Annotated in this window: 15 protein-coding genes and 1 pseudogene; 8 read left to right on the plus strand and 8 right to left on the minus strand. The window is 41.9% G+C overall.

Annotation, left to right across the window (positions count from 1 at the left end; translation table 11 throughout):
• Positions 1-151: 151 nt before the first annotated feature.
• Complete coding sequence (ggpS, locus tag B3297_RS17825) at positions 152-2,416, minus strand: glucosylglycerol-phosphate synthase (protein WP_286779209.1); 2,265 nt, start codon at positions 2,414-2,416, stop codon at positions 152-154.
• 1 nt (position 2,417) lies between these two features.
• Positions 2,418-3,407 carry an NAD(P)H-dependent glycerol-3-phosphate dehydrogenase gene (locus B3297_RS17830; RefSeq protein ID WP_083295914.1) on the minus strand — a complete coding sequence of 330 codons (990 nt, stop codon included), beginning with the start codon at positions 3,405-3,407 and terminating at the stop codon, positions 2,418-2,420.
• A 178-nt stretch (positions 3,408-3,585) separates the two neighbouring features.
• Here B3297_RS17830 and B3297_RS17835 point away from each other — a divergent pair, with 178 nt between their 5' ends.
• Complete coding sequence (locus B3297_RS17835) at positions 3,586-4,893, plus strand: mechanosensitive ion channel family protein (protein WP_070565726.1); 1,308 nt, start codon at positions 3,586-3,588, stop codon at positions 4,891-4,893.
• Here the strand turns inward: B3297_RS17835 and B3297_RS17840 are convergent.
• The 5 genes from B3297_RS17840 to B3297_RS17860 form a co-directional block, all read right to left on the minus strand.
• Positions 4,890-5,249 carry a barstar family protein gene (locus B3297_RS17840; protein ID WP_070565728.1) on the minus strand — a complete coding sequence of 120 codons (360 nt, stop codon included), beginning with the start codon at positions 5,247-5,249 and terminating at the stop codon, positions 4,890-4,892. The two genes, B3297_RS17835 and B3297_RS17840, sit on opposite strands and share 4 nt — an antisense overlap.
• Positions 5,250-5,625: 376 nt before the next feature.
• Positions 5,626-6,093 (minus strand): hypothetical protein, encoded by a 468-nt coding sequence (locus B3297_RS17845; RefSeq protein WP_159333023.1) that lies wholly within the window; start codon positions 6,091-6,093, stop codon positions 5,626-5,628.
• 147 nt (positions 6,094-6,240) lie between these two features.
• Complete coding sequence (locus tag B3297_RS17850; RefSeq protein WP_139145109.1) at positions 6,241-7,392, minus strand: cysteine desulfurase family protein; 1,152 nt, start codon at positions 7,390-7,392, stop codon at positions 6,241-6,243.
• A gap of 1 nt (position 7,393) precedes the next feature.
• Complete coding sequence (locus B3297_RS17855; protein ID WP_070570598.1) at positions 7,394-8,128, minus strand: hypothetical protein; 735 nt, start codon at positions 8,126-8,128, stop codon at positions 7,394-7,396.
• A gap of 173 nt (positions 8,129-8,301) precedes the next feature.
• On the minus strand, positions 8,302-8,643 hold the full coding sequence (locus B3297_RS17860; protein WP_070570596.1) for a winged helix-turn-helix transcriptional regulator: 342 nt from the start codon (positions 8,641-8,643) through the stop codon (positions 8,302-8,304).
• 89 nt (positions 8,644-8,732) lie between these two features.
• Here B3297_RS17860 and B3297_RS17865 point away from each other — a divergent pair, with 89 nt between their 5' ends.
• A complete protein-coding gene (locus B3297_RS17865) occupies positions 8,733-9,242 on the plus strand; it encodes a dihydrofolate reductase family protein (protein WP_070570594.1) in 510 nt (169 codons plus the stop codon).
• Between the two features lie 86 nt (positions 9,243-9,328).
• On the opposite strand, the gene B3297_RS17870 is transcribed toward B3297_RS17865, so the two are convergent.
• Positions 9,329-9,580, minus strand: a complete 252-nt coding sequence (locus B3297_RS17870) for a hypothetical protein (RefSeq protein ID WP_112376264.1) — start codon at positions 9,578-9,580, stop codon at positions 9,329-9,331.
• A gap of 248 nt (positions 9,581-9,828) precedes the next feature.
• Here B3297_RS17870 and B3297_RS17875 point away from each other — a divergent pair, with 248 nt between their 5' ends.
• From B3297_RS17875 to B3297_RS17895, 6 genes and pseudogenes are all read left to right on the plus strand, one after another.
• Positions 9,829-10,398, plus strand: a complete 570-nt coding sequence (locus tag B3297_RS17875) for a Crp/Fnr family transcriptional regulator (RefSeq protein WP_070570592.1) — start codon at positions 9,829-9,831, stop codon at positions 10,396-10,398.
• Between the two features lie 10 nt (positions 10,399-10,408).
• On the plus strand, positions 10,409-12,097 hold the full coding sequence (gene ilvD, locus B3297_RS17880) for a dihydroxy-acid dehydratase (RefSeq protein ID WP_070570590.1): 1,689 nt from the start codon (positions 10,409-10,411) through the stop codon (positions 12,095-12,097).
• A gap of 365 nt (positions 12,098-12,462) precedes the next feature.
• A pseudogene (locus B3297_RS24885) lies at positions 12,463-12,570 on the plus strand (TM2 domain-containing protein); the annotation flags it as partial.
• 24 nt (positions 12,571-12,594) lie between these two features.
• Positions 12,595-12,786 (plus strand): SHOCT domain-containing protein, encoded by a 192-nt coding sequence (locus tag B3297_RS17885; protein ID WP_201639097.1) that lies wholly within the window; start codon positions 12,595-12,597, stop codon positions 12,784-12,786.
• An 82-nt stretch (positions 12,787-12,868) separates the two neighbouring features.
• Positions 12,869-13,168 (plus strand): hypothetical protein, encoded by a 300-nt coding sequence (locus B3297_RS17890; RefSeq protein ID WP_070570588.1) that lies wholly within the window; start codon positions 12,869-12,871, stop codon positions 13,166-13,168.
• Between the two features lie 27 nt (positions 13,169-13,195).
• Positions 13,196-13,687, plus strand: coding sequence for an alpha/beta fold hydrolase (locus tag B3297_RS17895; RefSeq protein ID WP_286779244.1), 492 nt, complete (start codon positions 13,196-13,198; stop codon positions 13,685-13,687).
• Positions 13,688-13,695 lie beyond the last annotated feature (8 nt).

Here is a 13,695-nt window from a genome sequence, read left to right on the forward strand (position 1 = left end):
CCCTCAAGAAAAACCCTCTTTAAAACAATATTGTTTGTAAAATAGAGGGATTTCCTAAAGGATACATCTAGCAGCTTCGTTTTCAACGTTATTTCTAACTCTTTTTTTCTTAGATGGCTTAAAAAACACGTTTAGCACCTGAGACTAGCCGTTACTTCTTTTCAGGAACAATTGCTTTACCCGATTTTTCGAGCTCTTTCACAAAATCCCGCCCCCAGTAATGGATATCGTAGTGCTCAATATGCTCGTACAGCCGGCGCGCCCTGACCTGAGCCTCTCCGGGTTCCATGACCAAGGCTTTCAACAGTGCATCTTTCATGCTCTTACGGTCGTAGGGATTGGTCAATATGGCATAAGGCAATTCGACCGAGGCACCTGCAAATTCTGAGAGCACAAGAATCCCGGGAGTCTCCAATAACCCATGGGTCGCAATGTATTCCTTTGCGACTAGATTCAGTCCGTCCCGCAGAGGCGTGATCCAGGCAATATCACTCAGCGCATAGTGTTTGACCACTTCCTCAAAAGGTAAGGCCCTGTAAAAATATTGGATCGGGGTCCAGTTCATCGTTGCATATTTACCGTTGATCTCACCCACGGCCTGATTCACCTGATCCCGGATTTCGTCATAGATAGTCATCCCCTGTGATGGCGGCGTACAGACATTGACCAGTTCGATCTTGCCCCTAAATTCTGGGTATTCGGCTAGAAATTCACCAAAAGCCTGGATTTTTTCCAAGGGGCCTTTGACGTAATCCAGACGCTCGATGGATATGATACGCGTTATTCCGGATCCGGCTTTGTTTTCTTTGAGGGCATTGATCTCAGTCTTGACCTTATCATCCGTCAAAATCTGTTCGATATGGTCCCTGTTCACCCCCACCGGCTGTGCGCCAAGCCTAATCTGCCGGCCATCCACCTCTATGATCTTGGTCATCTGATCGACGCCGAGTGCACAGCTATAGGTCAGGAACTGATTGGCGACATCAACTTTTTTGACCACTTTAAATGGTGTATGGCTGCGGATCACATCCACAAAATTCTCGACGTAACGAGGGATATGAAAACTGATAAAATCACAGAGCAGCAGGCTGCCGATGATCTCTTTGCGCCAGGGAATAATATTGAAAATATCTGCTGCCGGAAAAGCCGTATGATGAAAAAAGCCAATTTTCAGATCCGGGCGCATGGTCTTTAAAAAAGAAGGCACCATCCACAGATTATACTCATGGATCCAGACCAGCGCCTCCTCGTCGGCCTCGCGGGCAATCCGCTCGGCAAAGCGCTTGTTGATCATCAGGTAATGTTCCCAGTCCTCGTGGTTGAATTTTGCCCGGTCAACAAAGGAAAAGATCGTCGGCCAGAACGCCTCTTTGGAGAATACACGATAGAACTTATCGATATCCTCTTTAGACAGCGATAGGGTGGAAGCGACCAGATTAGGATATCGGCTTTCGTCCACCAACTGATTTGGAACCGGCTTTCCGTCCTGCTGGATGACTTCCTCCCCGATCCAAAGACCGGAGCGTCCCTTTTCAAATAAGCCCAGCAGCGAAGGAATGATGCCGTTCGGGCTTCTGGGCGGTACCCTTACCGTCTTACCGTTTACCGACTCCTTTTCAAAAGGCAGCCGATGGTACACCATCACCAGCTGGTCTGATTTTTTGGATTTTCTTTTTTGAGGCAACGATTTTTGTTCCCCGCGGATCAGCTGCTGAAACGGGCGGTATTTACCCATGTACTCCAGTATACCGCCCGCTCCAGCGGCCTCTGCACTGTACGCTGTATCCAACTGATCAATGGCCTGCAGCAGCCCCGGCTCAGATTTTCCGACAGCAACACCACGAAAGCCGATCTCAAACAAGGCCAGATCATTCAGCGTATCGCCAGCTACCATCACATCATCTGGGTCAACGGCCAGAAATTCAACCAGCTTCTTTAATGTCGTCCCCTTATTGACCCCTCTGGGGAGCAAGTCCAGGTATTTATCGGCCGAAGTAATAATATCACAGTCATACCTGTCAGCCACCTGCTGCACCAGACTATGGTCCACACCGGCTTCATAATAAAATGAACTGCGGCGCTGCTGCGGCACATGTTGATAATTCAACTGCGGTATTTCCTCCAGCGCTGCCCGGATGGCATAAGTCTGCGGCCATTTTTCCTCAATCTCACTCTGCAGCGGCTCAATCGCTTCCAGGCTATGGCCGTTAACGACCGTTGCGCCCACATCCGCAATAATGAAATCTGGCACCGGAATAAGCGGGTCGCTCAGCAGCGGCAATACCGACTCCAGCCCTCTTCCGGTAACAAAGACCAGCTGCATATTCGGGCTAGTTTTTATCAATCTATATAATCTGAGGCGGTCTTCCATCTTTCCGCCCAAAAAAGTTCCATCTAAATCTGTTGCTAATAGCATATTATTTTATATTCCTTTCTAAAAGTTTAAATTCATCAATTGCGGCCATATGGTTGTATAGCACACGATATGTTGTCTGTAAGAGGGGCAAATTGAGCCCGAGGCTCGAGACCGTCGCCATCAGCCCCCGGGTTGCAAAATATCCTTCAGCGACCATGCCCATGAGTTGACGGGCTTCGAACACCGAATATCCCTGGCCAAGGTATTTACCGAAAGTCCGGTTACGGCTATGCGCGGAGTAACCCGTCACCAATAGGTCGCCCAAATAGGTGGAGCTCCCCAGCCGGACATCGGGCGCACCAAGGGAATGCAGCAACAGCCCCAGTTCGTCAATCGCATTGGCCACAAGCACCGCCATAAAGTTGTCACCGTAATGCAGTCCTTCGGCCATGCCACAGACGATGCCGACGACATTTTTGTAAATAGCGGCGTACTCCACGCCCATCATGTCGGGGCTATAGTTTACCTGCATATAGCTTGAAGCGAAGCCCTTGGAAATCTTACGGATAAAGGATTCGTTGGGACCGCACAAGGTCATATACGTTTTCTTGCTCCGTGCGATTTCTTCGGCATGGCATGGTCCCGCAATGATTGCCTGCTGAAAATCTTTCAATTCAAAATACCTAGCGAGATAAGCACTGGGGAGCAGGTTGTCCGGGCCGACGGTTCCTTTAATAGCGGTGATCACAAACTTTTCGGCAAGGTCCTCTTTGGGGATTGCGGCGCAAACTTTGTCCAAATGCGCACTGGGCACGACGAAAAGGATTACTTTCGATCGGGCCACGATCTCGTCCAGCTGATCGGACGCATAAATTTTTGTATTGTCAAGTTTTAAAAACGATAGGTAGTCAGGGTTAACAGCATCCCGGTTTATCGAGCGCACCTGCTCTGAACGCCGCAAGTACCAGTTGGTATGAATGCTATTTTCTGTCAAAATTTTAACCAGGGCTGTGGCCCAACTCCCACCACCTATCACACTAATCTCATTCAAATCGTTGGGGGTTTTAAAGACGCGAAACAGAAGAAATTTCGCCGTCGGGTTATCTATTAATTTACTAATATACGTAAAAATTAATCAATAAGCAAACTTTACACATAAAAACAGCGTAAAGGGGTATTTTCCACGCTAAAATCCGTGTTTATATTTCTTCGTAAATTTGTTCGTTCATATGAAAAATTTAAACATGCTTAACTTCAATGAACAATCACCAAGTTCAATTTATCAGTACATTTTTAATTTCTTTGCCAAATTGGATTTACCCGAGCAGCAGGCACATATTGTTACGGCCGCCGGATTACTTTTTGCTTTTGCGGTGATTCTCTATGCGCTCGATTATATCATGCGCAAAGTATTTTATTCCGCATTGAACCGGATTGCCCAGCGAACCTCGACCAAATGGGATGATTATCTGTTGGAAAACAAGGTGCATGTACGCGTGAGCCGCACCCTGCTCGTGCTGCTTACACGGCAGCTGCTACCAGTGATCTTCGTTGGTTTTCCGGTGCTTACAGCCGCTATTATCAAGTTTCTGGATATCGTGGTATTGTTCACCATCTACTATCTGGCCAATAGCTTGTTAAAAACCTGCCGCGATATTTTTCGTGGTACAAATGTGTTTAAGGACAAACCCATCGACAGCTACCTGCAAGTGGTACAGATCTTTTTAATATTTGTGATCGGTACACTGGTCGTTTCCCTGCTGACCGGCAATTCGCCCTGGTCTTTTCTGGTTTCGCTAGGGGCGGCATCCGCCATCCTCATGCTCGTATTTAAGGATACAATCCTGGGCTTTGTGGCCAGTATTCAGGTGTCGGCAAATGACTCGGTCCGCGTAGGAGACTGGATAGAAATGCCTAAATACGGTGTAGACGGCGACGTGCTGCAGATTAACCTCAACAATGTGAAGATACAAAATTGGGATAAGACCATTGTCACCATTCCGACCTATACCCTACTGAGCGATTCATTTAAAAACTATCGTGGGATGCAGGAGACCGGTGGCCGTCGGATAAAACGGGCATTGAACATTAAAATGTCTTCGGTACGCTACCTCAGTGAGGAGGAAGTCACGGCATTGAAAACGATCCGGCTGCTAGCTCCCTATATCGAAAAAAGAGAGCGCGAGATTGCCGAGTACAATAAAACCTGGCATACAAACAGCTCCTCGCCCGTCAATGGTCGCAGGATGACCAATATCGGCCTGTTTAGGGCCTATGTACTCGCCTATGCCAAACATAATCCCAATATCCATCAGGAACTTACTTTATTGGTCCGTCAGCTAGCCCCCAGTGAATACGGTATTCCGCTGGAGCTCTACATGTTTACTAAGGGAACACAATGGGCCTATTTCGAAGATACGATGGCCGATATATTTGATCATCTACTGGCTGCAATTAAGCACTTTCACCTGCAGATATTTGAATTGCCAGCATCTGATGACCTGAGGCTGCTAGGCGCAATGGAGCGCCGCTCCTAACAGCAGCGCCTCTGTTGCGATCTAGGTTTGCCCAGTGGTTTCAATCTTATTGCCGCTGGGTAACTACAATCATTAACTGCGGAAAACAAAACATCAAAATATATCCTCAATTGCTCTTCCGAAAGTACAGGAATTTCTTCATATACCAATGTGATTCCTTTTTTACTAATCCAGCTAAAATCTCTTAGACAATCAAATACAGCACTCCAATTTTCCCCAAAATAATCTGGAAAAGTAAGAATATTGCTCAACTTTCTAAATAATTCATTTTCACCTTCTACTTTGGGCAGATATGCAACGTACTCAACTTCGTTGAAGTAGGCAATCGGATATTCTAAAAATTTAATTTTCTTCATTTTATCAATTAATCAAGTTAATCCTACATTACAAAAAATAGGATTTCTTACTAACAGAGTATTATGACCATTACCGCCGGCTCCTTTTGGCACATTTAAAATTGCTACAAATGTTCCACCTTTAAATTGTCTTTGAAATGGCGTTCTGCCCCCTTCACTTTGTTGATGTTAAGCTACGTATTTTCGTAAGTATAAGAAAAGCCGTCATCCCCTTCTGCATTCCGGTATCTCCCTACTCAACAGCTAGAAATAATTTTTTTTAAAACCAAACAGGATTCAATATTGTATTAATAGTACTTTTCAGAAATAGGTAGTAATTATGAAGTCTTGAGATCCTCCCAGACTCAAGGTTTTTTATTCCTTTTATATCCTTTTTTCATCGAATATCGTCCTTTATCCACTTTAATTCCCCACGTTGTATCAGGACTATATACTTTTGCACGTGATCATCGGTCAATAAGCAATTGTCGTCAAGGTGGTAATTGAACTGCTTAGTGAAGGTGTCATATTGAATACTTCCTACATAAGCATTATTGAGGTATATATGCCAAAGGCTGTATTTCTTGGCCCGTACTTCCACTACCTGGCGTTTTCCATGATGATAAAATAACTCAGGCACATCCGTATCAAAGCGAAGTATAAGGGCGTCAATGCACGCTTCCTTGATGTCATCAGCGAGTACACCGAATGCCAATTCCCACACTCCCTGAGATTTCCTGAAAACATAAAAAGCAAGACCATTTTTGTTGTAAAGATGATAATCTTTCATGCCCATGCTTTTATCATGCACGGTAATTTGAGCGTACATTACCCGATTTCGGCTAAAGATTTCCAGAGGTTTCATTTTACAATATTACTAAAAATATTAGCAATACTGCATACACTGAAGATATTTAGGGTTCAAATTTTTTATATGCCCTTGGATGGATGAGGCCTCTCATAGCTGGTAGAGCGACCGCCAAAGAAATCGACATAGCTCGCTCTTATATCGCTAAAGGCAGTGGTGTCGATGTAGCGATTTATTATTGTGCAATTGGTTTATGATCTCGCTTACAGCTTCCACAGTTTGTCCGATTTCTTCTGCTGTAGTGAAACGCCCTAAACTAAATCTTAGTGCATTAAATGCCTCATTCCTACTCAATCCCATAGCTTGAAGTACAGGAGAAGGTGCTGCTTCAAAATAACTGAGTACTGAGCAGTTGGAAACACATATATTATCGAGTTTTTGAACAATATTTTCGCTGTTAATACCATCAAAACGTATTGTACATGTTGTATAGATCCTGTGTGTTTTAGAACCTATTAATTTCGTCCCTCCGATTGCCAATAATTGTTGTTCTAAGATATCACGTAGTTTGCCAATGCGTTCTTCGTCTTCATTCATCTGTAAAGCTGCGAGTTCAGCGGCTTTGCCGATACCAACGATACCCGGCACATTAAGTGTACCATTTCTTGCCTCGCCTTCATGTCCACCAGAAAAGATAAGCGGTTTCATAGGTACTTCGGGTCTAAAATAAATACCGCCTATACCCGTTGGCCCATAAAATTTATGGGCAGAGAATGTGAGGATATCTATTAATGATCGTGCGCGAACAGGGAGTTTTCCGACAGATTGGCTTCCATCGGTCATAAAAAAGGCGTCATGAGCATGTGTTATTTCCGCAATTCGCTCTATGTCCTGAATCACACCAGTATCATGGTTGACATGCATCACACATACTAAAGCTGTAAGAGGTGTAAAGGCCCGCTCTAGTTCTTCAAGGTCTATCAATCCGTCGCTATCAACAGAAAGGTAAGTAACCGCAATACCATTGGTCTCAAGATACCTGCAGGTATCCAAAACTGTGGGATGCTCTGTCTGTACAGTTATAATATGTTGTTTCCCGGGCCTCAATAATCCACGTAATCCCATATTGATAGCTTCAGTAGCACCAGCTGTAAAGAAAATATCTTCTGCATTGGTATCTATAAGATCAGCAATCTGTCTCCTACTCTTCTCGACCGCAGTATCTAAATATTTGCCTAGTTTATGACGACTTGCTGCGTTACCATACTTGTCTGTCAAATAGGGCATCATTTCGTCTAAGACCCTAGGATCCATTGGAGTGGATGCGTTGTTGTCAAGATATATAATTTTGTCCATGTTAGTCGATTTGTCTTGCGTCATTCTTTTCATCCTCATCATACGTTTTGAGCATATAATCTTTTCCAAGGTTGCCTTTAAAAACTTTTACTTCGGCAGTTGTTGGCGGATGCGGAAAATCACCTTCCCATTTCAAAAAAAATAAATTCATCCACCGAGTTCCCCATTCTCTGTTCTCAAATATGGCATCGTTGTAATTTCCTCCAAAAGTAATTACCCAGGATGGTAGCCCCACTTCAGCACGCTCCCATTTAACGACTTGCCGCGCATTAAAAATGTTTATAAGAGATAGCAGCCCGTAGGAATAGACAGTTGAAAAGAGAAAAATAGCGCTTATATAAAAGAATTTCGAAAGTGCTTTTGGAATAATGATTTTTTTTAACCCGATTAACATACTAATGGTTACCATCACAGCTCCACCCAACAGAACCGCCCACGGTAAAAAGTACCAATCATCTTTCAAATGAACTTGATCATATAGCAAAAATGCAAATTCTAGCACTATAACAAAAGTTAATAATCCCAACCCAGATCTGTTGATGAAATATTCAGTCCGCCAATTTTTAAAAAAAAGAACTAATATTAATCCAGAAAACAGTCCGTAAAACAAAGCTATGTATTGATTAAAAAGCATAAAACCTGCACTGTAAAAAATCATAACTAATAACAAACCGATTAAAACTAATCCATCGAATTTCTCGTTTAAATAAGTGCTAAGCTTTTGTATAATACGCATAAATTAGGCTTTTGGTTAACCTTACACGCCTAAGATTAGCCGCATAGGATAAATAACATTAGTTTAAAGATAAGCATTATTCACCAATACTTAATAAGGTTAGGAATAATTATTCGGATTGTTACATAGAGAAGGCTCCAAACTTCCCCAAATGAGCTGTTAAAATAGAAACCTCATTTTGCTTTAATTTTATCTCTATGCTTTAGACCAAATTTAATTAAAGCATTGGCAACTTCCTCCGTTTCTTTAGCATAGGCGGTAAGCGCATAAGAAACAGTTACAGGTTTGGTGTCATTAACCGTTCTACTAATCAGTAAATTATCTTCTAATTCCTGAAGTTCCTTGGATAGAACTTTTGGGGATATTCCCTGAGCCATCTCTTGCAGATCTTTAAACCGCATTGGGCCGTGTTTCTGCAAATTGTGTAGGATACAAAATTTCCATTTACCACTGAGCAATTCAATGCCATCTTTTAATGCCAATATAGTTTCTTTACCAATATTTTTATTGCTCATAAGATAGTTACTTTCCTAAAGGTAATGAATAGTAAATATATATTGAATATCCAATAGTTTTGTTGTACAAAAATTTAAAGAAAATCATTATGAAAGTAACAGTAATCGCAAATATTTCGGCTAATGGAAGAATTTTGATATCCGATAATCCGCATCATAAACTGCCACCGGAAGCAATGGAATTTTACATACAATTTGTAAAACGGATTGGAAATGTAGTGATAGGATTGAAAACATTTGAAAATTTTCTAAATTTTCCAGATCCGATAAAAGATCATTTTAATGGAATAGAAATCATCATATTGGCCGATAAACCTTATACGGCTGATGGCTACAAGACTGTTGCAAGTCCTGAAGAAGCAATTGCATATATGTCTGCAAAAGGAGTGCGGGAAATAGCCGTTGGTGGCGGAGCAGGTACTTTCAACGCTTTTTTGGATAAGAATTTGGTTACCGATATTTATTTTAACATCAGCCCTATAATTACTGGAGCTGGAGCAATTTTAGCAAGCAATGAGGAGTTAAGTTCAAAGTTCAAGTACCAAGGTCAGAAGCTTAAAAACGGTTTTCTTCAATTGCATCTAACGAAAGAAGACTGAATAACAACAGACCAAAAATGTCTTTCAAAAATAGTTGAATGACGGAAACAAACCCGCTAAAATTATTTCTTTCGGATCTATATCTTTCAATTGGCGACTGAATCCACACGACGATAAGTATATACATCATGGTTAAGGGCGCCGGCGAGCGGAAAGAGAATAAGAAAACCGCCAGCTGTCGACTCACTCGGCACGACTAAATCACCATGGTTATCTAGTGCAAAGCAAATAGTCTCGGTAAAGAATCTATTAACTAATACATAGATGTCAAGGTCGGTATTTCTGAAAGAAACAAAGTTTTGCGGTTCGGGCTTAATTTTCCTCGTTCTTTCACGCACGACATTTCCTAAGGTATAAATTAGTTTGAAATGGATTTTTTTTTGGGTGAGCTGTGGTCAAACGAACAGCTTTTGCACCTAACAAATAAATAATTTGTGCATATTTCAATGTTGTATTAGCTCTAAACTTACCAAATTTCCATTATCTCAAAGGAGAATAAAACTTTAATAAATCGTTGACGTTTTTGACCAATGTCAACGACTATATCCTAATATAAAGTGCATCTTTGACCTATAAATAATAAGCGATGAGAGAGCAACTATTACAATTGTTACGTGAAAAAGCGTTGTTAAACGAACAGCAATTAACGGAGGCCCTAACTTATTTTAAACCCCAATCGATAAAGAAAAATGACCATCTGCTCAACGAAGGTTCCATTGCAGACTATCTTTTCTTTGTCGGAAAGGGCTGTCTGCGCCTATATTTTCGCAATGACGAACTATCAACGGCAACCCGATTCATGGCTTTTGAGCATACTTTTCTAACCTCTATCGTCAGCTTCATTTCCAGACAGCCAGCTACAGAATTTATCCAAGCCGTAGAAGATACGGAGGTCCTAAGCATCAGCAACACTGATTTTATCTTTTTGAGAGCAAATATGCCCGGCTGGGACAATTTTTATATCTACATCCTCGAATATGGATTAACTGTTGTTAATAATAAGCTCAGCAGCTTATTAACCCAAACTGCTAAAGAACGTTATCGCGATCTATTGAAAAATAATCCCGAACTCATACAGCGTTTGTCTAATGCTAACCTTGCGGCTTATCTGGCGATATCACCCGAAACACTAAGTAGGTTAAAATCTACTATTTAACTAATAAAAAATGAGAAGCGACGAAGTAAAGCAGGGATACCAACGTACTCCCCATAGAGCCCTATTTCGGGCCACAGGCGTAAATGATAACGATTTTGATAAGCCTTTTATTGGAGTGGCAAATTCCTTTATCGAAATTATACCCGGACATTTTTTTCTGAATAAGGTTGCTGAGATCATTAAAGACGAAATCAAGGCAAACGGATGTATTCCTTTTGAATTCAACACGATCGGTATTGACGATGGTATTGCTATGGGACACGATGGAATGCTGTACTCGCTCCCCAGCCGAGAATTGATTGCCAACTCAATTGAAAGCGTCATGAATGCACACAAATTGGATGCTATGATAGCTATCCCTAACTGCGATAAGATTGTACCCGGCATGATTATGGGTGCGCTACGTGTAGATGTGCCTACAATCTTTGTCAGTGGAGGCCCCATGAGAAAAGGGTATATCAAAGATGGCACTGCCATTGACCTGTCTACAGCTTTTGAGGCTGTAGGCAAACACGAAGCAGGCTTAATCAGTGACGAAGAGCTCAAAGACATCGAGTGTAATGCATGCCCCAGTGGTGGTAGTTGCTCGGGTATGTTTACAGCAAATTCCATGAACACCCTGATGGAAGCTATGGGTATAGCACTACCTGGTAATGGAACCATATTGGCATTAACACCCGAGCGTGAAAATCTATATCGGGAATCAGCCAGAAGGATCTGTGAAATCGCCAAAGACAATCAGCTTTCCAAACAATTCAAACTTAAAAACATCATCAATGAAAAAGCCATCCAGAATGCTTTTGCAGTGGATATGGCCATGGGCGGTAGTACCAATACTGTCCTTCATATGCTTGCTATAGCTCACGAAGCGGAAATAGATTTTCAGCTTAGGGACATTAACTCAATATCAGATCAAGTAGCGCACATTGCAAAAATATCGCCCAGTTTAAGCACCGTCCACATGGAAGACGTCCATCGCGCCGGAGGAGTAAACGCTGTAATGAACGAAATGACCAAGCGCAACAACCATGTCCTTCAGGATAATATAACGATCAGTGGCGAAATGTTATTCAAAAAGATTGCCAATGCAGCGATCAAAGATGCAACAATCATACATACAATAAATAATCCATACAGTCCTGTTGGAGGATTGGCGATTCTATTCGGAAATCTTGCAGAGCAGGGAGCCGTTGTAAAATCTGCAGGAATCACTGGCGAAAAGAATTTTAGCGGGACTGCGGTTTGCTATGATAGTCAAGAAGAGGCCATAGTAGGCATCCTTGCCGGTGAGATCAAAGCTGGAGATGTTGTGGTGATCCGTTACGAAGGTCCCAAAGGTGGCCCGGGGATGCAGGAAATGTTGACACCTACTAGCCTGATCATGGGGATGGGATTGGGCAGTTCTGTAGCGTTGGTAACAGATGGCCGATTCAGCGGAGCTACCCGCGGAATAGCTATTGGACATGTCTCACCTGAGGCTGCTGAAGGTGGATTGATTGGATTACTAAAAAACGGAGACTATATCGTTATTGATATCGACCAACATATGCTTTCAGCTGACATTAGCGAAGATGAGATTCAATTGCGAAGAAAAGGCTTTATTCCGATCAGAAAAAAACTAAATTCTAAATGGTTGAGTCAATATCGGCAGCTTGTTGGCAATGCTAGTAGTGGTGCCATATTAAATTGTGATTTTTGAAAATAAAACCGTTTCAGTTTAGCAAAATTGACATCTTAGGCTAATTCTAATGTATTTAGGCAAATAAGGAAGGTAACAGAAAAAGAACAGAACTGGTGGTGGTTACCATCATGGCATGCTATTTTTCAATCGGGCAAGGTTAATACCAAAGCCTACTATACATTATTTATTCTGAATGAATATGTTGGTCAATTTTAACTATCTAGATTATTACAAGCTGTAAGGCTAAGATATTGGTTTGAAAGTGGGATCGGTTACGGAAAACCGTAAGAATGTCTAACAGGCAATCCTTAGGTTTGAAAAGACAATACAAACCGCATTAATCAATAACATATGAAAGATAAAACAACCGCAGCTTTAATGGCATTTTTCTTGGAGTATTTGGTGCACATAGATTTTACCTAGGGCAGACCGGATTAGGTTTCCTTTATCTCCTTTTCTGTTGGACGCTTATACCTGCTTTTATCGCATTGATCGACTTTATTGCTTTTCTAACAATGCGCAAAGAGAATTTTGATTTAAAATACAACCGCGTATATTTTTCACAACCCGTCGTTCATAATTATGTGCCTATCTCCCCCATTACCCAAAAAGATGCTGCGACTGAAATAGAACGATTACATGGATTGATGGAAAAAGGAATGATTACACAAGCAGAATTTGAGGATGCAAAACGTAAACTGCTGTAAAGGATTGATGAATGTCAAGAGAGACATTATTAGCTATGACCTGGAAAAATAGGGCATCAAATGGCACCTTTATAACGGTTAAATGAGGCAATATGAAATCAAACTTTTATTCGAAGATTTGGGAATTGGTTATAAAAAAGAATGTGAAGTATGGCATTATTACAATGATGAGCTTGGTGACCATCGCTATAGTCGGTGGTTTCACTTTAAAGGATCATTTCAAGACAAAAATTATGTCAGCCAAACAAATCAAATTTGTCCCATAATCGATCTCGTTCCAATTAATGAGAATTTCAGCATAGGCTTTAGCGAAAATAATCAACCTACGGCATTGTCCCAAATCAACGTGGCTATGGTAACTCATCCTGCCCAACTGAAGTAACGGATTATAACATAAAGCACTGGACTGCTGACCTTATCCGCTCTACTTGATCATTTCGGATACAAAGATGCTACCTTCGTCGGTCATGACTGGGGTGCTAATGTGGTGTGGAATCTCGCACTATTGTATCCTGAACGGGTAAATAAAATAATAAACTTAGCGCTGCCTTATCAGGAGCGCGGAGAACAACCATGGACTGAACTGATGGAAATCCTATTTGGAGAAGACTTCTACTTTGTTCATTTCAATAAGCAGATCGGAATTGCAGATGCCATAATGAATGAAAACGTACACCTGTTCCTGCGGAACATATTCCGCAAGGATATCCCTCCCGCTCGACCTGATCCCGGCATGCTCATGATCAATCCCGCGAGAGCAGTAGAACCAATTGGCAAGCCTCTGATGGAAGAAAGCGAACTGTCTGTATTTGTCTCGACCTTTAAATCCGCTGGATTTACCGGAGCAAACAAATCGTATTATATCTGCTTAATGAGAAGGCTAATTTGTCATTTTACGTAGCAAAAATT

The organism is Sphingobacterium sp. UBA3519, from assembly GCF_002377215.1.
Classification (GTDB): domain Bacteria; phylum Bacteroidota; class Bacteroidia; order Sphingobacteriales; family Sphingobacteriaceae; genus Sphingobacterium; species Sphingobacterium multivorum.